Here is a 21,813-nt window from a genome sequence, read left to right as displayed (position 1 = left end):
TGGGTTTACGGCGTCCCCCACAGCCTGACCCACCCCGCCTACCCACAGGAAACCAGCTTTTGCCGTTGCTCTGGCTGTTGCTTCGGCCGTTGCTTCGGCCTCGCGGGTGCCGGGCGCAGCCCGGCCGAACTACAATCCCGCTCATGCTGAAATTCTCGAATGAACCTCGCCAGGGGCGCCTGTGAGCGGCCGCGGTGGCAACGAAGGCCAGGTGCGCATCATCGGTGGGCGCTGGCGCAATACCCGGCTGCCGGTGCCGACCCTGCCGGGCCTGCGGCCCAGCAGCGACCGCGTGCGTGAGACCCTGTTCAACTGGTTGATGCCCAAGCTGGGCGGGGCGCGCGTGCTGGACCTGTTCGCCGGCAGCGGCGCGCTGGGCCTGGAGGCGGTCTCGCGCGGGGCTGCGCATGCCACCCTGGTCGAGCGCGACCCGCAGCTGGCGCGCAACCTGTCGGCGGCCGTGGCCAGACTGCAGGCGGGTGACGTCGTGACGGTCGCCCAGGCCGATGCGCTGCGCTGGCTGCAGGCCGCGCCGGCACAGCAGGCGGATCTGGTGTTCATCGACCCGCCGTTCGCCGATGGCCTGTGGCAGGACGTGCTGGCCCAGTTGCCGCGGCACCTGGCCGCCGATGCCTGGCTGTACCTGGAATCGCCGGCCAGCCACGTGCCGGCGCTGCCCCCGGAATGGTTGCTGCACCGCGATGGCGGCACCCGCGAGGTGCGCTTTGCCCTGTACCGCCGCGCCGCTGCTACACTTTGACCTCATCTGAACATCTGCTACCGCCCATGACCGTGGCCAACCGCCGCATCGCCGTCTATCCCGGCACGTTCGACCCCATCACCAACGGTCATATCGACCTGGTGAGCCGGGCCGCGCCGCTGTTTGAAAAGGTCGTGGTGGGCGTGGCGCAGAGCCCCTCGAAGGGACCGGCCCTGCCGCTGGAACAGCGCGTGCAGCTGGCGCGTGGCGCCCTGGGCCACCACAGCAACGTCGAGGTCATCGGCTTCGATACGCTGCTGGCCCATTTTGTACGTTCGGTGCAGGGCGGTGTGCTGCTGCGCGGGCTGCGCGCGGTGTCCGACTTCGAGTACGAATTCCAGATGGCGAGCATGAACCGCCACCTGATTCCGGAGGTCGAGACCCTGTTCCTGACCCCCGCCGAGCAGCACAGCTTCATCTCGTCCTCGCTGGTCCGCGAGATCGCACGCCTGGGTGGCGATGTGTCCGGCTTCGTGCCGGCCGCCGTGCTCGAGGCGCTGCGCAAGGTCCGCGAAGCGAAGTCGGCGCAGTCGTAAGCCCTGGCCAGCAGTAGATCCTGTAGCACCACGCATTCCATTACGCACACCAACACGCAACATTCCGGGAGGAAACCCATGAACAACACCATGCGCGCGATGCTGATCGCTTCGTTTGCCCTGGCTTTCACCGCCTGCAAGAAGGAAGAAGCCGCTCCGGTCGACGAAGCCAAGCAGGCGCTGGTCGCGCCGGCCAAGGAAGACGACGCAGGCTGGAAGAAGTACCTGCAGGAAGTGGCCATCCAGAACATGGGCAACATCACCAACAGCCCGTTCCTGTACTACCTGTCGCCGGAATCGGATCCGGACTTCCAGGCCAAGTACGAGCGCCAGACCGAAAGCGCGACCCAGGCCGTGGCCCGTGGCGTGCAGCCGGGCAACATGCTGGCCTTCGGTTCGTCGGCCTCGGGCAAGATGGCGGACATGATCCAGACCGTGTTCAAGGACGTCTCGCCGGATTCGATGAAGGGCGTGCGCGTCGTCTTCATCGGCCAGTCCGCCGACAACGCCCGCGTGCAGGCCGTGGTCCAGCCGACCGGTGCCGAGTACATTTTCGTCGAAGCCAAGTAAGACCGAGCCGAGGCGGTCGTGCTTCGGCACGGCCCGGGCGGCGCCCTGCGATGGGCGCCGCTGATGACCTGACCGGCCCGCGCGCCCGCGCAGGCCGGTCCTTGTCCCAAGGCGCGGGCGTGGAGTATCGCCATGTCGCTGAAAATCAATGAGCTCTGCGTCAACTGCGACGTATGCGAGCCGGCCTGCCCGAACCAGGCCATCACGATGGGTGAAACCATCTACGTGATCGACCCCGCCCGCTGTACCGAGTGCGTGGGCCATTTCGACGAGCCGCAGTGCGTGGTCGTCTGCCCGGTCGAATGCATCGACCCCGATCCGGACATCGTCGAAACCGAAATCGAGCTGCTGGCCAAGTTGCGCCAACTGCAGCACGATCATCCCGAACTCTATGCGGAGCCCCCATCCGAATGAAGTCGTTCGCCCGCCCCCTGTTGCTGCTCGGCCTGCTGCTGAGTTCCCTCGCCTGGGCTGATGCCCCGGTCCGTGCCGAGCGCCCCGATGGCGCGGCCATCGCCAGCGGTCACGCCCTGGCCACCCAGGCCGGTGTCGACATCCTGGCCCAGGGCGGCAACGCTTTCGACGCGGCGGTGGCGGTGTCTTCCACCCTGGCGGTGGTCGAGCCGATCAGCTCCGGCCTCGGTGGCGGCGGCTTCTTCCTGCTGCACGATGCGGCCACCGGCAAGGACGTGATGCTGGACGCGCGCGAGACCGCGCCGGCCGCGGCCACGCCGCAGGCCTTCCTCGACAAGAAGGGTGACCTGGACCGCGACCGCTCGGTCAACGGCCCGTGGTCGGCCGGCATTCCGGGCCTGCCGGCGGCGCTGGTCGAACTGTCGGCCAAGCACGGCAAGCTGCCGCTGGCGGCATCGTTGCAGCCGGCGATCCGCATCGCGCGTGAAGGCTTCCCGGTGTACGACCGCATGGCCAAGGGCTATGCCTCGCGCCGTGAAGTGATGGAGCGTTATCCCGGTACGCGCGAGGTCTACCTGCGCAATGGCAGGCCGATAGCCACCGGTGACCTGTTCAAGCAGCCGGAACTGGCGCAGACCCTCGAGCGCCTGGCGGCCGGTGGCTTCGACGGCTTCTACAAGGGCCAGACCGGCAAGCTGCTGCTGGCCGGCGTGAAGCAGGCGGGCGGCAAGTGGACCGCCGAAGAGCTTGCCGGCTACCGCGTCAAGCAGCGCGCGCCGATCGTCTTCAACTACAACGGCTGGAAGATCACCACCGCACCGCCGCCGTCCTCCGGTGGCATAGCCCTGGCCAGCATGCTGCAGATCCTGGAAGGCTGGGACATCAAGCAGATGGATGCCGCGCACCGCACCCATCTGGTGGTCGAGTCGATGCGTCGTGCCTACCGTGACCGCACCTTCTTCCTCGGCGACCCGGATTTCGTGCAGATCCCGCAGAAGGTGCTGGCCAGCAAGGATTACGCGCAGGGCCTGCGTGCCACCATCCACCCGGAAAAGGCGACCCCCAGCGACCTGCTGTCGGGCAACCCGACGCCGCTGGAGGATGACGAGACCACCCACTTCTCGATCATCGACCGTGATGGCAACCGTGTCGGTGCCACCCAGACCGTCAACCTGCTGTACGGCTCGGGCCTGATTCCGAAGGGCACCGGCGTGCTGCTGAACAACGAGATGGACGACTTCGCGCTGAAGCCGGGAACGCCCAACGCCTTTGGCGTGATGGGCTACGCGGCCAACGCGCCGAAGCCGGGCAAGCGCATGCTCAGCTCGATGACGCCCACCTTCATGGAAAACGACGACAAGGTGATCGTGCTGGGCACGCCCGGTGGCAGCCGCATCATCACCATGGTGCTGCTGGGTATCCTGGGCTACGACGCTGGCCTGGATGCGCAGCAGGTCGCCGCGCTGCCGCGCTACCACCATCAGTGGCTGCCGGACCTGATCGAAGCGGAAAGCAATGCTTTCGACGCTGGCACCATCAAGCAGCTGCAGGCGATGGGCCACAAGATCGACCTGCCGGGCGAGGTCGCTGCCGGCGGCCGCGGCTCCAGCCACGTGTGGGGCAACCTGCAGACGGTGGAGTGGGACCGCAAGGCCAACAAGCTGTTTGGCGGCAGCGACCCGCGCAACCCGGTCGGCAGTGCCCAGGTCGTGCCGGCTCCCTGAGCCGGCGGTTGCGCCGGGCCATGTCCGGCGGACGCAAACCTGGGAACCCCGCCCGCAACGGCGGGGTTTTTCATTTCCCCACTAGCGATTATTTAACGAGCGGCCACCGATAATTGCCTCATGAAACTATGGTCGATCCGCGGTAATACCCAACGCCTGGATGGCGGTGCAATGTTCGGCAACGCGCCGCGCGCGTTGTGGGAAAAGTGGGCAGCACCGGATGAGCTCAACCGCATCGAGCTGGCCTGTCGTGCGTTGTTGGCGAGCCCGCTGGAAGGCAAGACGGTGCTGTTCGAAACCGGCATCGGTGCGTTCTTCGAGCCGCGCATGCGCGAGCGCTATGGCGTGCAGGAAAGCCAGCATGTGCTGATCGATTCACTGCGCGAAGCCGGCTTCGAGCACGAAGACATCGACGTGGTGGTGCTCAGCCATCTGCACTTCGACCATGCCGGCGGCCTGTTGGCCGCGTGGCACGAAGGCCGTGAACCGGAACTGCTGTTCCCCAATGCGACGTACGTGGTCGGTGCGCAGCACTGGCAGCGCGCGCTGCAGCCGCACCCGCGCGATCGCGCCAGCTTCATTCCAGAACTGCCGGGCCTGCTGCAGGCCAGTGGCCGCCTGGAAGTGGTGGACGGCGAGTATTCGAAGGTGCTCGGCCACAGCGTGCGTTTCAGCTACAGCGACGGGCACACGCCAGGGCTGATGCTGGCCGAGATCGTCGGGCAGGCACGCGCAGGCGAGGGGGCGCACGGCGGCGTGGTGTTCTGCGCCGATCTGATTCCGGGTCGCTCGTGGGTGCACGTGCCGATCACCATGGGGTACGACCGCAACGCCGAGCTGCTGATCGACGAGAAGCGGCAGTTCCTGGAAGACAAGCTGGCGCGCAACGTGCATCTGTTCTTCACCCATGATCCGCAGGTGGCGCTGGCGCAGGTCGGGCGGGATGAGAAGGGACGTTTCGTGACGCTGCATGAGCAGGGCGAACTGAAGGCGCGCGCGCTGGGGTGAGGTTGGCCGGCAGGGCTGCGCCCTGCACCTGCAGAGGCCGGAGCCGAAGCAACAGCAACAGCAACAGCGGGCTGTCCGTGGGGTGGCGGGGCGGTGTCGGATGGCGGGAACGCCGCAAGTACGTCCTTGTAGGCTCGGATGGCGGGAACGCCGCAAGTACGTCCTTGTAGGCTTGGCAGCCGCATCCATGCGGCTGACACCCCGCAATCCGACACCGCCCCGCCTTCGACAGTTTTCCGGTGACGGATGGGACACCCGGTGAGTCTTTCGGGGTCGGATCCCGTTTCTGGGCAACGGGCTCTGACCCCATTCGACGGACAGGTTCCAAGTGACGGTCAGTAGATCCACGCCATGCGTGGATGGGGCCTTTCTTCGCAGTTTTTTACGATGCCTTGAGGCAGCTGCTCATGAAGGTCTTGCGGGCGTCGCCGGCGAGCTTTTGGGTGGCAGCGTCTGCGTTGCACTTCTTCATGCGCTCCTGCGGCGTGGCAGGGGTTGCCGGTGCGGCTGCGTGCGAACTCAGGCATGCGCTCTGCGCGGACTTGTAGGCGTCGCCTTTCAGCCCTTTGTTCTTTGCCGAACAGTCGGCCATGCGCTGTTGCTGTGGGGTGGCTGCGTTGGCGGCAATCGGGAGGCCGACCAGCAGGGCGGCGGCGAGCAGCAAAGAGGCTTTCATGGTGGCTCCAGGGCAGGGCGGGTGCGCGGAGCATTCGCCCGTTGCCGCAAAGCCGGCGTGAAGGTGCCTGGAGCAGGTGGAGCACTTCCTTTCGAAAGCGCTCCGACCCCGGTCGATCTCAGCCCACGCGGGTACCGAAGATGCGGTCGCCGGCGTCACCAAGGCCCGGCAGGATGTAGCCCTTGTCGTTGAGCTGCGCGTCGATCGCGGCGGTGTAGATCTCCACGTCCGGGTGCACGGCCTTCACCGCTTCGATGCCCTCCGGCGCGGCAACCAGGAAGATGCCCTTGATCCGGCGTGCGCCGGCGCGCTTGAGCATGTCGATGGTGGCGATCAGGGTGCCGCCGGTGGCCAGCATCGGGTCGAGGATCAGCGCGTCGCGCTCTTCCAGGCGGCCGGTCAGGCGCTCGAAGTAGGGCACCGGCTGCAGGGTTTCCTCATCGCGCTGCAGGCCGACCACGCTGACTCGGGCGGCCGGAATCAGCGACAGCACGCCGCTGAGCATGCCCAGGCCGGCGCGCAGGATCGGCACCACGGTGATCTTGGCGCCGGCGATGCGCTGCACGGTGACTGGGCCGGACCAGCCCGGCAGGGTGTGCGGCTCGGTTTCCAGGTCGGCGGTGGCCTCGTAGGCCAGCAGCGTGCCCAGTTCGTTGGCCAGTTCGCGGAAATCCTTGGTGCTGAGCGCGGCGTTGCGCATCAGGCCGATCTTGTGCTGCACCAGCGGGTGGCGCACTTCGACGATCTTCATGGGAGGGTCTGGCAGAAGGGGAGGCCCCCATTTTAAGCGGAATGCGCGGTGGTGCCGAGCCGGGTCCGGCAGGCCAGGCTCCACCGGTGTCATGCCCATGCAACCTGCTGGACATACCGTGCTGACCCAATCTTTACACCGTTGGGGATAGCTGTGCAGAAGAAGAACACGTTGGGCCTGGCAATCAGCCTCTCGCTTCTGGTGACGGCCAGCCCGTCGGTGCTGGCGGCCGAAAACGCTGCCGCTGCCGTGGCAGGGGGTGCCGCCGCAGCGACCGATCTGGACCGCATCGAAGTGCGCGCGCAGCTGGAATCGCAGGTACGCGCCGTCGACCTGAAGCGCAGCAGCGATGCCATCGAAGACGCCGTGTCCTCCGACGCGCTGGGCCAGTACCCGGACAAGAACGTGGCCGAGTCGCTGCAGCGCCTGCCAGGCATCAGCGTGACCCGCGACCAGGGTGAAGGCCGGTTCGTGGTGGTGCGTGGCCTGGATGCCAACCTCAACAGCGTCAGCGTCGACGGCATCGCCATCGGCACCCCGGAAGATTCCAGCCGCGCGGCGCCGCTGGATGTGATTCCGTCCGATTCGACCGAACGCCTGCGCGTGGTCAAGTCGCCGACCCCGGACATGCCGGGCGACGCCATCGGCGGCGCGATCCTGGTTGAATCGGCCTCGGCCTTCGATCGTGACGGCCGCAGCCTGCGTGGCAAGATCGAAGCCAGCCACCAGCAGCTGTCCGGCGAAACCAGCCCGAAGGCGGCCTTCAACTACAGCGAAGTGTTCAACGACACCTTCGGCGTCGCGCTGGGCGTGAACTACCAGAAGCGCACGTTCGAATCGGACAACACCGAAGTGGAGTACGACGGGGAAGACGATGCCGCACCGGGCGACGTCACCGCGATCAACCTGCAGCACCGCAAGTATGAGATCGAGCGCAAGCGCATCGGCGCCAACCTCAACCTGGACTGGCGCCCGAACGAGGACAGCAAGTACTACCTGCGTGCGCTGTACAGCCAGTTCGATGATGCCGAAACCCGCCAGCGGGTGATCTTCAACTTCGATGACGCCAAGATGGTGAAGACCGGTACCGACCAGTACCGGTTGGACGGCATGCCGAAGGATTCCATCGACAAGCGCATGCGCTATCGCACCAAGGAAGAGAACACCTTTGCGGCCAGCCTGGGCGGCGAGAACACGCTGACCAACGCCGTGGTCGATTACAAGGTTGGTTTCACCCGCACCGAAGAGCGGGTGAACGATGAAATGGAGGCGCGCTTCAAGCTCAACGGCAAGGCCTTCAACGGTACGCTGGACCAGAGCAGTCGAATGCCCAGCTACAGCTTCGACAATCCGCAGTGGCTGGACAACGCGAACTACGCGTTCGACCGCTTCGTGATTTCACCCAAGCAGGTGAACGACAAGGAGCACAGCGCACAGGTCAACGTCCGCTTCGACGGCGACAGCAGCAGCATCAAGTTCGGCCTGCTGGGGCGCTGGCGCGACCGCGACGTCAACGTCGACGAAAGCGAACTGCGCGTCGGCCCGAAGGTTGCCCTGTCCAGCTGGACCACCGGCTCCCCGGATCACCGCCACGGCACCCTGGGTGACGGCATGGATTCGGGCGCGATGCGCGCGTACTGGGCGGCCAACCGTGGCCAGTTCAGTGCCCGTCCGCAGGATGTCGGCGCCAACGCGATGACCTCGCTGGAAGAGGACTACACCGCCAGTGAAGACATCTTCGCCAGCTACGCCATGGGCACCTGGGATGTCGGTGCGCTGCGCATCATCGGTGGCGTGCGTGTGGAGAACACCCGCTTCAGGGCCGAGGGCAACCAGGTCGATGTGGCGGCCAACGGCCGCAGCTACACCGTAACCCCGCGCGTGGCCAACAGCAGCTACACCAACGTACTGCCGGGCCTGCACCTGCGCTACGACGCAGCCGATGACTGGGTGCTGCGCGCGTCGGCCAACAAGACCGTTTCGCGCCCGTCCTTCGGCGATATCTCGCCGCGCGTGGGCTACAGCCGCGGCGACGAGGAAGTGCGCCTGGGCAATCCTGAGCTGGACCCGTACGAGTCGAAGAACATCGACCTGTCGGTGGAGAAGTACCTCGGCAGCACCGGCATCGTTTCGCTCGGTCTGTTCCACAAGTCCATCGACGGCTATATCGTCGAGACGGTGCGCACCAATGATCCGGCCTACGGTGGTTTCGACGTGACCCAGCCGATCAATGGCCGCAAAGCCACCGTGCGTGGTGCGGAGCTGAACTGGCAGCAGCAGCTGGCCTTCCTGCCCGCCGGCCTGGACGGCCTGCTGGTGGGCGCCAGCGGCACCTGGCTGGATACCGGATTCGACGCTGGCATCGAGGATCGCGCCGGTGAGGATTTCACCCTGCCGCGTGCCTCCAAGCACGTGTACAGCGCCCACATCGGCTATGAAAAGTACGGCCTGAGCACGCGTCTGGCGGCGGTGTACCGCAGCGAGTACCTGGACAGCATCGGCAAGGGCCGTGCGTTCGACATCTACGTGGCGCCCAACACCCAGCTCGACTTCTCGCTGGACTACAAGTTCAACGCGAACGTGAGCGTGTATTTTGAAGCGCAGAACCTGCTGGACAAGCCGTTGGAGCTGTACCAGGGCACGCGCTCGCGCACCCTGCAGATGGAGGAATACGGCCGCACCTACGCCGTGGGCCTGAAGGTGGCGCTGTGATGGCGCGTTGCATGACCCTGATGGCGGCCTCGCTGGCAGCCGTTCTTGCCGCCGGCTGCACGCCGGCCGCGGACAAGGCGTCGGCAGCGGCTGCAGCGACCGGCGCTGTGGCTCCGGTCGAGCGCAACGTGGCGACCATCGCCGAGGCCTTCCTGACCCCGATGACCCCGGCCGACAACATCGATTCGCCCGCGTCCTGGCAGGCGCCGGATGGCAAGACCTGGCTGATCGCCACGGCCAAGGCCACCGACAAGCTGGTGGTCTACGACGGCAGCAACGGCCAGCACCTGCGCGACGTCGGCAGCACCGGCACCGGCCTGGGCCAGTTCGATCGTCCCAACGGCATCGCGGTGATCGATGACCTGCTGTGGATCGTCGAGCGCGACAACCACCGTGTGCAGGTGCTTTCGCTGCCGGACTTCACTCCGTTGGCCACCTTCGGTGCCGACGATCTGCGCAAGCCCTATGGCCTGTGGGTGGACCGCCGTGCCGATGGCTACAGCGTCTACGTCACCGATTCCTGGGACAACGGCGAGGACGCACAGGGCAAGGACATCCTGCCGCCGCTGGCTGAGCTGGACAAGCGCGTGCGCCAGTACCACGTGTCCCGCGATGGCACGAAGGTGCAGGCAACACTGTCGGCCAGCATCGGTGATACCAGCGAAGCCGGCGCGTTGCGTGTGGTCGAATCGATCTGGGGGGATCCGGCCAATGATCGCCTGCTGATCGCCGAAGAGGACGAAAGCTACGCCAGCGAATTCAAGGTCTACACCCTGGCGGGGCGCTTCACCGGCACCACCTTCGGCCGCGACGTGTTCAAGGCGCAGGCCGAAGGCGTGATGCTGCGCACCTGCGGCAAGGACGGCTGGTGGATCACCACCGAGCAGGGCAAGCAGCGCAGCGTGTTCCATCTGTTCGACCGCCATACGCTGAAGCCGGTGGGTGCGTTCCAGGGCAATACCGTGGCCAACACCGATGGCATCTGGATGATGCAGCAGCCAACGCCACGGTTCCCGCACGGCGCCCTGTATGCGGTGCACGATGACCAGGGCGTGGTGGCCTTCGACTGGGAGAGCATCGCCAAGCAGTTGGCCCTGCCGCTGGAGTGTGGCTCGTGAGCGCGCGTTTGGTGCGCCTGCTTGCGATCGGGCTGCTGCTGGCATTGCCATCGATGGCGATGGCTGCGGCCGAGCCCAATACGCAGGTGCCGTCGGGCAGCCGCTACTACGCGGCCACACCGGTGCCGGACCGCATCGTTGCCTCTCCATCGGTCGACCCCAGCCACGGTTTCGCAGTGGCCTGGCGCACTGATGGCAGCGTGCAGTCGCCGCTGCTGGAAATCGCACGGGCCGACGATTCGCCGGCCATCGAGGGCATCGTCCAGGTGCGCGCGAAGACCCAGGTGCTGCAGACCGAGAACGGCCTGTCGCATCATCATCGCGCCGACATCGATGGTTTGCAGCCGGACACCCTGTATGTCTACCGCGTACAGGGCAATGGCAGCTGGAGCGCGTGGAACCAGCTGCGTACGCTGGCCGCTGCCGACCAGCCGCTGACCCTGCTGTATTTCGGCGATACCCAGAACAAGAACGTCAGCCATGTAAGCCGCGTGGTGCGGGCCGCACAGAAGGCCGCGCCGGATGCACGGATCAGCCTGTTTGCCGGCGACCTGGTCAGCGGTGGCGACAACATGGACGACAGCGAATGGGGCGAATGGTTCGCCGCCACCAGCTGGCTGGCACAGGAGACGCTGGTGGCGCCGGCGATCGGCAACCACGAGTACTTCGAGGAGTTCGAGGACACGCCACAGGAGCGCCGTGTGCTGGGCCGCCATTGGCCGGTGACCTTCGCCCTGCCGGGCAACGGTGCCAGCGCGGCGGCGGGTACCAGCTACTGGTTCGACGCACAGGGCGTGCGCGTGGCCGTGGTCGATGGCACCTCGGCGCTGGATCTGGGTACCGCCAAGGCGCAGGCACAGTGGTTGGACAAGGTGCTGGCCGGCAACCGGCAGCCGTGGACGATCGTGCTGCTGCACCAGCCGTTCTATTCGCCGCGCGAGGGCCGCGAGAATGCTGCCCTGCGCAAGGTGCTGCTGCCGGTGGTGCGCCGTCACAAGGTGGATCTGGTACTGCAGGGGCATGACCATACCTACGGCCGTCGCGGCGAAGGGCAGGCGGCAACACCGCAGTACGTGGTGACGGTGGCCGGACCGAAGCAGTACCGCCTGTCGGACGAAGCACGCAGGACGATGGACCCTGTGGGCGAAGACACCCAGCTGTTCCAGGTGTTGCGCATCGATCCGCAGCGCCTTCGCTACGAGGCCCGCACGGTGACCGGGCGCCTGTACGACGCCTTCGAGCTGAAGCGCGATGACAATGGCGGCAAGCAACGGCTGGAGCAGCAGGAGGGACGGATCGCGCCGCGTGACTGCACGCGTGCGCAGACCGCCAAGGGCCGCACCGACCGGTGCTGGGAGTGAGGAACGACCGATGAGCACACGCCCGCACCTCGTTCCGATGGCCGCCATCGCCGTTGCCCTGCTGTTGGTGGTGGGCGCGGTGGCTGCTGCCGATACCGTACTGCACCCGCTCCTGGCCGCTCAGCCGGAGCAGGTGCCGCAGGAAAGAACGACGGACGGGTGATCAACGAAGCGATGCAGCAGTCCAGAAGTGGATCCACGCCACGCGTGGATTGAACCTTTCCGTGCACCATCCACGCAAGGCGTGGCTCTACTGCATCGCGTCCAGGAACAGATCCGCTTCATCCGTGCTGCCCAACACCACAGCGACAGCGCGCAGCGCCGCGTCGCGATGAACCGGACGGATCCCGCCATCATCGTCATCGCTGTACAGATCCTCATCGGCATCTAGGTAAACGCTGCCGGCCGCAGCCAACGCGGCCATCAGGGTCGGCACGTCGGCGGCGAACCCGCCGGCGTCCCAGTGGCCCGCACCATGACGGGCGAACAGTACGCGGCCGTCGTCGATGTCGAGGATGAGGGGATCGGCGCCGCGGTCGGCGATCACCAGCCACTGCGCCGGCCAGTCGCTGATCGGTTCGCCATCGTTGCCGTTCCAGCGATAGCCTGCCTGATAGGCCCACAGGCGCTGCAGGGGCGGTATCCACACCTCAAGGCCTGGAATGGTGATGCCGCAGGGGCCTTTTGCAGGATTGAATACCTCGCCGAACGGGCCGACGCGCGCATAGAATCCGGCCAGCACGTCCGGCAGCGGGAACGGCCCTTGCCACGCGTCGGGGGATTGCGGTTGCAGGGAGCCGAAGCGGGCAAACGTGGCGCGAAGATCATCCATGACGTGGGCCGGGCGGAAGCGGAAGAGCGCGCAGCCTAGCAGAGCCGGTCGCACGCATCGCCTTCACCGTCACTGGCTATCATGGCCGCCCAGCAACTGAGAGGCAGTGCACGTGTCGGTAGCGTTGGTATGGTTCCGTCGGGACCTGCGGTTGCAGGACAATCCGGCGCTGCAGGCGGCGCTGGAAGCGGGCCACGCTGTGGTGCCGGTGTACATCCACGCGCCGCACGAAGAGGGCGAGTGGGCGCCGGGCGCGGCCTCCAATGCGTGGCGCCATCGTTCGCTGGCGGCATTGGATGCCGACCTGCATGCACGGGGTTCATCGCTGGTGCTGCGTGCCGGTGACAGCCTGCCGACCCTGCTGGAGCTGGTGCAGCAGACCGGCGCTGAAGCGGTGTACTGGAACCGCAAGTACGAACCGGCGACGCAACCGCGCGATGCCGCCATCAAACGCGCGCTGCGCGAGCAGGGCATCGATGCGCAGAGCTGCAACGGCAGCCTGCTGTTCGAGCCCTGGGACATCGCCACCCAGCAGGGGCAGCCCTACAAGGTATTCACTCCGTACTGGCGCAACGTACTCAGCCACTGGCGTTTGCCCGCCTTGCAGGCCGCACCGGAGACGCTGCCGGCGCATACGGTCGACAGCCTCGCGCTGGATACGCTGCAGCTGGCGCCCACGCTTCACTGGGATACCGGGTTCTGGGAACACTGGCAGCCGGGCGAGACCGGTGCGCTCGAGGCGTTGTCCGTGTTCGAGGATGGTGCGCTGCGCGGCTATCGCGAGCAGCGCGACCTGCCGGATCGGGTCGGTACCTCGCGGCTGTCGCCGCACCTGCATTTCGGCGAAATCGCGCCGTGGCGCATCGCCCAGGCGCTGGAAGGCCTGCGCAGTGCCGGTACCGATGCCGATATCGACGGCTACCTGCGCCAGCTTGGCTGGCGTGACTTCGCCCATCACCTGCTGCACCACTTCCCGAAGACGCCGACCGACAACCTCAATCCACGCTTCGATCGCTTCCCGTGGGCCAGCCCCAGTGTCGCCCAGCTGCACGACTGGCAGCGCGGCAATACCGGCGTCCCCATCGTCGATGCTGGCCTGCGCGAGCTCTGGCATACCGGCTACATGCACAACCGGGTGCGGATGATCGTTGCCAGCTACCTGTGCAAACACCTGCGCGCGCATTGGCTGCACGGTGCGCGCTGGTTCTGGGACACGCTGGTGGATGCCGACCTGGCCAACAACACGATGGGCTGGCAGTGGGTGGCCGGCACCGGTGCCGATGCGGCTCCGTATTTCCGCGTGTTCAATCCCGTCACACAGGCCGAGAAGTTCGATCCGCAGGCGCGCTACATCAGCCGCTGGGTGCCTGAGCTGGCGGCGCTGCCGGTGAAAGCGCGGTTCGCTCCATGGCAGCATCCGCTCCTGTTGGCCGAGCTGGCGCCCGGCTACCCGCGCACGCCGCTGGTGGACCTGGCGGCTGGCCGGGATGCGGCGCTGGCCGCCTACCGCCAGTCGGCGGCGGGGTAAAGCGCTGGCTGAGCGGTCCAGACAGCTAGCTGAACACGTCCTTGTCGACCGGTACGATCATCATCCCGACATCGCGTCCGGCTGTTTATCCTCGTTGCCGCCCGTAAGCCGCCGGCCCGACCGGAAACCAAGGAGAACACCATGATCCGCAACACCACCCGCAACGTCGCACTGGCCCTGATGAGTGCGGCTGTCCTGTCGGCCTGCGCCACCGGCGGCTCTTATGTGCAGAGTGACCCGTATGGCAACCCGACCGAGCAGCAGAACCGCACCGGCCGCAACGCCCTGATCGGTACCGCCATCGGCGTGGCCGCCGGCCTGCTGGCCGGCGACAGCGCGACCGAACGTCGCCAGCATGCGTTGATCGGTGCCGGTATCGGGGCGCTCAGTGGCGCCGCGGTGGGCCAGTACCAGGATCGCCAGGAGCGCGCGCTGCGCGAGCGCACCGCCAACACCGGCATCGACGTCGAGCGCCAGGGCGACAACATCATGCTGAACCTGCCCGACGGGATCACCTTCGACTTCGGCAAGTCGGCACTGAAGCCGCAGTTCTACGGTTCGCTCAATGGCGTTGCCGGCACCCTGCGCGAGTACAACCAGACCATGATCGAAGTGGTTGGCCACACCGACAGCATCGGCAGCGACGCGGTCAACAACCGCCTGTCCAAGGAACGTGCTGATTCGGTGGCGCAGTACCTGATCGGCCAGGGCGTGCAGAGCGTGCGCATCGAAACCCTGGGTGCTGGCAAGGCCTACCCGATCGCTGACAACAGCACCGATGCCGGCCGTGCCAAGAACCGTCGCGTCGAAATCCGCGTGATTCCTCTCAAACAATAACGCATAGCGTTATTGCTGTTCCGCCGCAGCCGGAACGAAAATGCCGCCCTGGCAGGCGGCATTTTCTGTAGGTGCCGAGTGTGCTCGGCACGCCGATAGCCCATGTGGAGAGCCGTGCCGACCAAGGTCGGCATCGACCGGAGGCGATCCAGGAGCAGGGTACAGGCGGCATCGCTGCAGCTTACGCCGCCGAAGCAGCCACCTTCTCCAGGATCCGCTTGCCGCTGCTCGCCAGCGCCGCTTCTTCCTGTTCCTGCTGCTGCCGCGCCAGCTTCGCACCGGGGCACTGCGCCAGCATGTAGTTGGCGTCGAAGTTGAGCTTCTCCACCAGGAAATCGACGAACGCGCGTACCTTCGGCGAGACCAGCCGGCCACCGGCGAACACCGCGTTGAAATCCACTTCCGGACCGGTCCAGCCGGCCAGAACGCGGCGCACCATGCCCGACTCGACGAACGGCTTGGCCATCACGTCGCCGGTCAGCAGCAGACCTTCGCCACACACCAGCGCGCCATTCAGCGCAGACATGTCGTTGGCCGTCATCAGCGGCGTCACCGGGAAGTCGCGCAGCTCGCCACCGTTCTCGCCCAGCTGCCAGGTGAAGCGTGGCGAATTGCCGGTGTGGTACGGCTTGCGCATGGCCAGGATGCGGTGGAACTGCAGCTCTTCCGGATGCAGCGGCTCGCCGTAGCGCTCGATGTAGGCCGGGCTGGCGAATACCTGCGTGCGCAGGCTGCCGAGCTTGCGCGCCACCAGGTTGGAATCGGGCAGGGCACCCACGCGCAGGGCAAGATCGGCCTCACCGGCGATCAGGTCCAGCTTCTCGTTGCCCATGTGCATGTCCAGGCGGATTTCCGGGTACTGCGCATGGAACTGGCCCAGCAGCGGTGCGATCCAGGTGATGCCGATCGAATAGGGCACGGTGAAGCGCAACCATCCGCGTGGACCAGACTGCAGCTGGCTGACCGCGCTTTCGGCTTCTTCAAGTTCGCGCGCGATGCGCTGGCAATGCTCGTGATAGATAGAACCGGCTTCGGTGAGGCCGAGGCGGCGCGTGGTCCGGTGCAGCAGGCGCGCACCCAGGCGCGTCTCAAGTTCCTGCACTTTGCGGCTGACCGTGGTCTTGGGCAGGCCGAGCGATTTGGCAGCCGCGATGAAGCTGCCTTGCTCGACCACTTTGACGAAGATCAGCGTCTCGTTGAGATCGTGGGACATGGTCAGGGATCCTGGACGTCGGGGATGGGGCAATCGTGACAGAACGATTGGACCGGGGACGGGATGATTATTCCCCTTAATCAGGACTAATCAAGTAGGGGTTTGAGGTCTATCGTGGCGCCATTCGCTAATTGGAGCCCGTCCGCCATGAGCCTGCGCAACATTCTTGCCCGCTTCCGGATTGCCGGCCAGAACGCCCTGGACCTGGCAATGACCGTTGAATCCCGTCCCAGCTCCTTGGTTAACAAGGATTTTCGGGAGTTTACCGCACCCATGCGTCAGCAGCGTGGCGGTGCCTTGCACCTTGCCTCGCACAAGGGTGACCGGCTGCGCCGAATCGGGACTATCCCGGATTTGGGAGGAAATGTCCCGTGAATGGGATTCTGACGCCCGAGGTCCTGGTTCTCGGCGGCACCGGTGCCGTGGGCCAGGGGGTGGTCGGCGCATTGCTGGAGGCCGGCAGCCCCGTGCTGGTGGTCGGCCGCGATCCCGGCCGCCTGGCGGCGTTGCACGAGCAGTTCGCTGATGAGCCGGGCCTGCAGACGATGCTGGGCTCGCTCAGCGACGACGGTTCGGCACGTGTGCTGGCCGAACGCGTGGCGCAGCGCCCGCGCCCGCTGGCAGCGGTGGTTGCCGCGATGGGCGGCCCGTACAACCGTGGCCGCGTGGTCGAGCGTGGCGGTGACGCCCTGTCGGCGGCATTGCAGGCGGACCTGATGCCGCATGTGCACGCAGTGCACCACCTGCTGCCGCTGCTGCAGGACAACGTGCACGCCCGCCGCTACGTGATGATCGGCAGCCCGGCCGGGCTCAAGCCCTGGGCAGGCTATGGCGAGACCTCGATCACCACCGCCGCGCTGCGCATGTACGCGCAGGTGGTGCACCAGGAAGCGCAGGCCGTAGGCGTACGCGCGCAGATGCTGGAAGTGTGCAGTCCGGTCTGCACGCCGGCCAACGCTGCCAACGCCTGTATTGAATGGCCGAGTTCACTGCTGGTCGGTCGCCGCGTGGTGTCCCTGCTCGACGGGTGCCGCGACAACCGCGCAATCGTCCGTTGCGACAGCAGTGATGCCGAACTGCCACGCGGCCTGCTGCACCTGGAAATACCGCCGCTGTGGCGCGACACCGCAGGCGTTGCTTGACCTCGACTTTGGTTGAGGTCGCAGGATACGCCGCCGAAAGTTGATAGCAATTCTCAAATAGCTGTACCACCCCTCCGTACGGATGCATGCCATGACTTCCCCCAATACCACTCCACATCGTTTCGGTCATCGCATCGCGATGGCTGGCGTGTCGATCCTCGCCGCCGCCGTCCTGGCGGCCTGCAGCGGTGGCCATGCCGAAGAAGCCGGCGCGCCGCCCCCGCCGCAGGTCTCAGCTGCCCCCGTGCTGCTCAAGCAGGTCAGCCAGTGGGATGAATTCAGCGGTCGCGTCGAGGCCGTGCAGAGCGTCGAGCTGCGCCCGCGCGTGTCCGGCTACATCGACAAGGTCAGCTACGTTGAAGGCGAAGAAGTGAAGAAGGGCGCCGTCCTGTTCACCATCGATGCCCGCAGCTACCAGGCCGAGTACGACCGCGCCAACGCCGAACTGGCCCGTGCGCGTACCCAGGCGGTGCTGGCCCGCAGCGAGTCCGAGCGTGCCAAGCGCCTGGCCGAACAGCAGGCGATTTCCACCGAGACCGCCGAACAGCGTCGTGCGGCTGCCGACCAGTCCGGTGCGGCGGTGCAGGCTGCGCAGGCCGCGGTGGATGCCGCCCGCCTCAACCTGGAGTTCACCAAGGTGCGTGCGCCGATCGACGGCCGTGCCGGCCGGGCGATGGTCACCGCCGGCAACCTGGTGACCGCCGGCGACAGCGCCAGCGTGCTGACCACGCTGGTCTCGCTGGATACGGTGTTCGTGTACTTCGATGCCGACGAAAGCACCTTCCTGCGCTACGCGCAGATGGCACGCAAGGGCGAGCGCCCGAGCGAGCGCGACAGCGAGCTGCCGGTGAAGATCGGCCTGTCCGGTGAAGAAGGCTACCCGCACTCGGGCAAGGTCGACTTCCTCGACAACCAGGTGACCCGCAGCACCGGCACCATCCGCGTCCGCGCACTGCTGGACAACGCCGATCGCCAGTTCACCCCGGGCCTGTTCGCCCGCGTGCAGCTGCTCGGCAGCGGCCAGTTCCAGGCCATGCTGATCGACGACAAGGCCGTGCTGACCGACCAGGACCGCAAGTACGTCTATGTGGTCGACAAGGATGGCAAGGCCCAGCGCCGTGACATCCGCCTCGGCCGCACCGCCGAAGGCCTGCGCATCGTCGAGCAGGGCCTGGCCGCCGGTGACAAGGTGATCATCGATGGCGTGCAGAAGGTCTTCATGCCCGGCATGCCGGTGCAGGCGAAGGCGGTGGCGATGCAGCCCACCGCTGCGCCGGCGCCGGGTCGCGATGCAACTGCCGCACTGAACCACTGATCCGCCGGCTCCTGATCCGCGTCCCCGCTTAGCTGCCGGTGCCAGCGGCAGCCGTCACTGCCTTCGCCAGATTGGCGAGGGGCAGGGCGGCTGTTGCCCGCCGACGGCCTTTTCCAGGAATTCTTCCATGGACTTTTCCCGTTTCTTCATCGACAGGCCGATCTTCGCGGCGGTGCTGTCGATCGTGATCTTCGCCGCAGGCCTGATCTCGATTCCGATGCTGCCCATCGGTGAGTACCCCGAAGTGGTGCCGCCGTCGGTGGTCGTACGCACGGTCTACCCGGGCGCCAACCCGAAGGTGATCGCCGAAACCGTGGCCACCCCGCTGGAGGAGGCCATCAACGGCGTTGAGGGCATGATCTACCTCAAGTCGGTGGCCGGTTCCGACGGCGTGCTGCAGATGACCATCACCTTCCGCCCGGGCACCGACCCGGACGAAGCGGCGGTGAAGGTACAGAACCGCGTTGCCCAGGCCCAGGCGCGATTGCCCGAGGACGTGCGCCGGCAAGGCGTGACCACCCAGAAGCAGTCACCCACCTTCCTGATGGTGGTGCACCTGACCTCGCCCAACGGCAAGTACGACACCCTGTACCTGCGCAACTACGCCCGCCTGCACGTCAAGGATGCGCTGGCACGTATCCAGGGCGTCGGCGACGCACAGATCTTCGGCGGTGGTGACTATGCCATGCGCGCCTGGCTGGACCCGGACAAGGTGGCCGCGCGCGGCCTGACCGCCAGCGACGTGGTGCGCGCCATGCGCGAGCAGAACGTGCAGGTCTCGGCCGGCCAGCTCGGCGCCGAACCGATGCCCAACAGCCAGTTCCTGACCCTGATCAATGCCCAGGGCCGCCTGCGCAGCGAGCAGGAGTTCGGCGACATCGTGCTCAAGAGCGGCACCGACGGTGAAGTGGTGCGGCTGGCGGACGTGGCCCGTGTCGAACTGGGTGCCGGTGACTACACGCTGCGCTCGCAGCTGGACGGCAAGAACGCGGTGGGTATCGGTATCTTCCAGGCCCCCGGCGCCAATGCGCTGGAGATCCGCGATGCGGTGATGGCCAGCATGGACGAGATGCAGAAGACCATGCCGGCCGACGTGAAGTACGAAGCGGTGTATGACACCACCATCTTCGTGCGCGACTCGATCAAGGCCGTGGTCTCCACCCTGCTCGAAGCCATCGCGCTGGTGGTGCTGGTGGTGATCCTGTTCCTGCAGACCTGGCGTGCGTCGATCATCCCGCTCATCGCCGTGCCGGTGTCGATCGTCGGTACGTTCGGCGCGCTGTACCTGCTGGGCTTCTCGATCAACACGCTGAGCCTGTTCGGCCTGGTGCTGGCGATCGGCATCGTGGTCGATGACGCGATCGTGGTGGTGGAAAACGTTGAGCGCAACATCGAAGAAGGCCTGACCCCGCTGGCCGCTGCGCATCAGGCGATGCGCGAAGTGTCCGGGCCGATCATCGCCATCGCCCTGGTGCTGTGTGCGGTGTTCGTGCCGATGGCGTTCCTGTCGGGCGTCACCGGTCAGTTCTACAAGCAGTTCGCGGTCACCATCGCCATCTCCACGGTGATCTCGGCGATCAACTCGCTGACCCTGTCGCCGGCCCTGGCGGCCCGCCTGCTCAAGCCGCATGGCGCGCCGAAGGATGCCCCGACCCGCATCATCGACCGTCTGTTCGGCTGGGTGTTCCGTCCGTTCAACCGCTTCTTCAAGTCCAGCTCGGAAAAGTACGAGCGTGGCGTGTCGAAGATCCTCGGTCGTCGTGGTGCGGTGTTCGTGGTGTATGCGGTGCTGCTGGTGGGTACCGGCTTCATCTTCAAGCTGGTGCCGCCGGGCTTCATTCCGACCCAGGACAAGCTGTACCTGATCGCCGGCGTGAAGCTGCCGGAGGGTTCGTCGATCGCGCGTACCGATGAAATGCTGCGCAAGGTCGCCAAGATCGCCCAGGAAACCGACGGTGTGGCTCACACCATCTCGTTCCCCGGTCTGAATGCCCTGCAGTTCACCAACACGCCCAACACCGGTGTTGCGTTCATTCCGCTCAAGCCGTTCAGCGAGCGCCATGGCCGCACCGCGGCGCAGATCAATGCGGAGATCAACCAGAAGATCGCAGGCCTGCAGGAAGGGTTCGCCTTCGCCATGATGCCGCCGCCGATCCTCGGCCTCGGTAACGGCAACGGCTACCAGATGTTCATCCAGGACCGTGGCAACCTCGGCTATGGCGCGTTGCAGAACGCGGTGCAGTCGATGCAGGGCGCGGTTGCGCAGACCCCGGGCATGGCCTTCCCGATCACCAGCTACCAGGCCAACGTGCCGCAGCTGGATGCCGAGGTGGACCGGGTCAAGGCGAAGGCCCAGGGCGTACAGCTGACCGAGTTGTTCGATACGCTGCAGACCTACCTGGGTTCGGCCTACGTCAATGACTTCAACCAGTTCGGACGTACCTGGCAGGTGATCGCGCAGGCCGATGGCCAGTTCCGTGACAGCGTCGAAGACATCGGCAAGCTGCGGACCCGCAACGACCGTGGCGAGATGGTGCCGATCGGCTCGATGGTCACCGTCAAGGAAACCTACGGTCCGGACCCGGTGCTGCGCTTCAACGGCTACCCGGCCGCTGACCTGGCCGGTGAAGCCGACCCGCGTGTGCTGTCCTCGGCCGAAGCGATGAACAACCTCACCGCCATCGCCGCCAAGGTGCTGCCGGTGGGCATGGCTACCGAATGGACCGACCTGAGCTACCAGCAGGCGACCCAGGGCAAGGCGGCCTTCATCGTGTTCCCGGTGGCGATCATGCTGGCGTTCCTGGTGCTGGCCGCGCTGTACGAAAGCTGGTCGCTGCCGCTGGCGGTGATCCTGATCGTGCCGATGACCCTGCTGTCCGCGCTGTTCGGCGTGTGGATGACCGGCGGCGACAACAACGTGTTCGTGCAGGTCGGCCTGGTGGTGCTGATGGGCTTGGCGTGCAAGAACGCGATCCTGATCGTCGAGTTCGCCAGAGAGCTGGAGATGGGCGGCAAGGGCATCGTCGAAGCGGCACTGGAAGCCTGCCGCCTGCGTCTGCGCCCGATCGTGATGACCTCCATCGCCTTCATCGCCGGCACGGTGCCGCTGGTGCTGTCGCATGGCGCTGGCGCCGAAGTGCGCTCGGTGACCGGCATCACGGTGTTCGCCGGCATGCTGGGCGTGACCCTGTTCGGCCTGTTCCTGACCCCGGTGTTCTACGTGGCACTGCGCAAGTTCGTCACCCGCAACGGTGGTGGCCAGCTGGTGCAGCACGGCGAGCCGACCATCCATCACTGACATGGAAAACATCGGCGC

At 66.3% G+C, this 21,813-nt stretch carries 20 protein-coding genes; 16 read left to right on the top strand and 4 right to left on the bottom strand.

What is annotated here, in order from left to right; all coding sequences use genetic code 11:
* Positions 1 to 181: 181 nt before the first annotated feature.
* The 6 genes from rsmD (at position 182) to ACUXVE_RS12810 (ending at position 5,012) form a co-directional block, all read left to right on the top strand.
* Positions 182 to 760 carry a 16S rRNA (guanine(966)-N(2))-methyltransferase RsmD gene (rsmD, locus tag ACUXVE_RS12835; protein WP_093819966.1) on the top strand — a complete coding sequence of 193 codons (579 nt, stop codon included), beginning with the start codon at positions 182 to 184 and terminating at the stop codon, positions 758 to 760.
* A 26-nt stretch (positions 761 to 786) separates the two neighbouring features.
* The gene (gene coaD / locus ACUXVE_RS12830) at positions 787 to 1,296 is read left to right on the top strand and encodes a pantetheine-phosphate adenylyltransferase (RefSeq protein WP_008267036.1); all 510 of its coding nucleotides are present in this window, start codon (positions 787 to 789) and stop codon (positions 1,294 to 1,296) included.
* Between the two features lie 78 nt (positions 1,297 to 1,374).
* The gene (locus ACUXVE_RS12825; protein WP_025878827.1) at positions 1,375 to 1,866 is read left to right on the top strand and encodes a hypothetical protein; all 492 of its coding nucleotides are present in this window, start codon (positions 1,375 to 1,377) and stop codon (positions 1,864 to 1,866) included.
* 132 nt (positions 1,867 to 1,998) lie between these two features.
* Positions 1,999 to 2,280, top strand: coding sequence for a YfhL family 4Fe-4S dicluster ferredoxin (locus tag ACUXVE_RS12820; protein WP_025878828.1), 282 nt, complete (start codon positions 1,999 to 2,001; stop codon positions 2,278 to 2,280).
* The gene (ggt, locus tag ACUXVE_RS12815; protein ID WP_222389955.1) at positions 2,277 to 4,004 is read left to right on the top strand and encodes a gamma-glutamyltransferase; all 1,728 of its coding nucleotides are present in this window, start codon (positions 2,277 to 2,279) and stop codon (positions 4,002 to 4,004) included. Before ACUXVE_RS12820 ends, ggt begins: the two co-directional genes overlap by 4 nt.
* Before the next feature lie 120 nt (positions 4,005 to 4,124).
* Complete coding sequence (locus ACUXVE_RS12810; protein ID WP_025878830.1) at positions 4,125 to 5,012, top strand: MBL fold metallo-hydrolase; 888 nt, start codon at positions 4,125 to 4,127, stop codon at positions 5,010 to 5,012.
* A gap of 382 nt (positions 5,013 to 5,394) precedes the next feature.
* Here the strand turns inward: ACUXVE_RS12810 and ACUXVE_RS12805 are convergent, their stop codons facing one another.
* Positions 5,395 to 5,688: a PsiF family protein gene (locus tag ACUXVE_RS12805; protein WP_025878831.1), complete on the bottom strand. Its 294-nt coding sequence runs from the start codon at positions 5,686 to 5,688 to the stop codon at positions 5,395 to 5,397.
* A 118-nt stretch (positions 5,689 to 5,806) separates the two neighbouring features.
* Positions 5,807 to 6,439 carry a uracil phosphoribosyltransferase gene (upp, locus tag ACUXVE_RS12800; RefSeq protein WP_025878832.1) on the bottom strand — a complete coding sequence of 211 codons (633 nt, stop codon included), beginning with the start codon at positions 6,437 to 6,439 and terminating at the stop codon, positions 5,807 to 5,809.
* A 153-nt stretch (positions 6,440 to 6,592) separates the two neighbouring features.
* On the opposite strand from upp, the gene ACUXVE_RS12795 reads away from it, so the two are divergent.
* Genes ACUXVE_RS12795 through ACUXVE_RS12780 form a run of 4 tightly spaced genes read left to right on the top strand, consistent with a single transcriptional unit; the run spans position 6,593 to position 11,793 of the window.
* A complete protein-coding gene (locus ACUXVE_RS12795; RefSeq protein ID WP_445514520.1) occupies positions 6,593 to 9,151 on the top strand; it encodes a TonB-dependent receptor in 2,559 nt (852 codons plus the stop codon).
* 11 nt (positions 9,152 to 9,162) lie between these two features.
* On the top strand, positions 9,163 to 10,269 hold the full coding sequence (locus tag ACUXVE_RS12790) for a phytase (RefSeq protein ID WP_445514519.1): 1,107 nt from the start codon (positions 9,163 to 9,165) through the stop codon (positions 10,267 to 10,269).
* 53 nt (positions 10,270 to 10,322) lie between these two features.
* Positions 10,323 to 11,630: a purple acid phosphatase family protein gene (locus ACUXVE_RS12785; protein WP_093820186.1), complete on the top strand. Its 1,308-nt coding sequence runs from the start codon at positions 10,323 to 10,325 to the stop codon at positions 11,628 to 11,630.
* A gap of 10 nt (positions 11,631 to 11,640) precedes the next feature.
* Positions 11,641 to 11,793 (top strand): hypothetical protein, encoded by a 153-nt coding sequence (locus tag ACUXVE_RS12780; RefSeq protein ID WP_425513232.1) that lies wholly within the window; start codon positions 11,641 to 11,643, stop codon positions 11,791 to 11,793.
* 87 nt (positions 11,794 to 11,880) lie between these two features.
* Here ACUXVE_RS12780 and ACUXVE_RS12775 read toward each other — a convergent pair whose 3' ends face one another.
* Positions 11,881 to 12,516, bottom strand: coding sequence for a hypothetical protein (locus ACUXVE_RS12775; protein ID WP_445514518.1), 636 nt, complete (start codon positions 12,514 to 12,516; stop codon positions 11,881 to 11,883).
* A 58-nt stretch (positions 12,517 to 12,574) separates the two neighbouring features.
* On the opposite strand from ACUXVE_RS12775, the gene ACUXVE_RS12770 reads away from it, so the two are divergent.
* Both ACUXVE_RS12770 and ACUXVE_RS12765 read left to right on the top strand, forming a co-directional pair.
* Positions 12,575 to 13,990 (top strand): cryptochrome/photolyase family protein, encoded by a 1,416-nt coding sequence (locus ACUXVE_RS12770; RefSeq protein WP_445514517.1) that lies wholly within the window; start codon positions 12,575 to 12,577, stop codon positions 13,988 to 13,990.
* A gap of 141 nt (positions 13,991 to 14,131) precedes the next feature.
* Complete coding sequence (locus ACUXVE_RS12765; protein WP_445514516.1) at positions 14,132 to 14,827, top strand: OmpA family protein; 696 nt, start codon at positions 14,132 to 14,134, stop codon at positions 14,825 to 14,827.
* 181 nt (positions 14,828 to 15,008) lie between these two features.
* Here the strand turns inward: ACUXVE_RS12765 and ACUXVE_RS12760 are convergent, their stop codons facing one another.
* Positions 15,009 to 16,040: a LysR family transcriptional regulator gene (locus ACUXVE_RS12760; RefSeq protein ID WP_025878839.1), complete on the bottom strand. Its 1,032-nt coding sequence runs from the start codon at positions 16,038 to 16,040 to the stop codon at positions 15,009 to 15,011.
* Positions 16,041 to 16,187: 147 nt separating this feature from the next.
* On the opposite strand from ACUXVE_RS12760, the gene ACUXVE_RS12755 reads away from it, so the two are divergent.
* The 4 genes from ACUXVE_RS12755 to ACUXVE_RS12740 all read left to right on the top strand — a co-directional run bounded on the left by ACUXVE_RS12755 (position 16,188) and on the right by ACUXVE_RS12740 (position 21,795).
* Entirely contained in the window at positions 16,188 to 16,415 is a 228-nt protein-coding gene (locus ACUXVE_RS12755) for a hypothetical protein (RefSeq protein ID WP_025878840.1), read from the top strand.
* Positions 16,412 to 17,182 carry an SDR family NAD(P)-dependent oxidoreductase gene (locus ACUXVE_RS12750; protein WP_445514515.1) on the top strand — a complete coding sequence of 257 codons (771 nt, stop codon included), beginning with the start codon at positions 16,412 to 16,414 and terminating at the stop codon, positions 17,180 to 17,182. Before ACUXVE_RS12755 ends, ACUXVE_RS12750 begins: the two co-directional genes overlap by 4 nt.
* A 91-nt stretch (positions 17,183 to 17,273) precedes the next feature.
* Positions 17,274 to 18,497, top strand: a complete 1,224-nt coding sequence (locus ACUXVE_RS12745) for an efflux RND transporter periplasmic adaptor subunit (protein ID WP_445514514.1) — start codon at positions 17,274 to 17,276, stop codon at positions 18,495 to 18,497.
* 127 nt (positions 18,498 to 18,624) lie between these two features.
* A complete protein-coding gene (locus ACUXVE_RS12740; protein WP_025878843.1) occupies positions 18,625 to 21,795 on the top strand; it encodes an efflux RND transporter permease subunit in 3,171 nt (1,056 codons plus the stop codon).
* The last annotated feature ends 18 nt before the right edge of the window (positions 21,796 to 21,813 follow it).

The sequence above is a fragment of the Stenotrophomonas sp. 3(2025) genome, from assembly GCF_052665395.1.
Note: the sequence above shows the minus strand (reverse complement) of the source record. Positions and strands in the feature narration are given on the sequence as shown.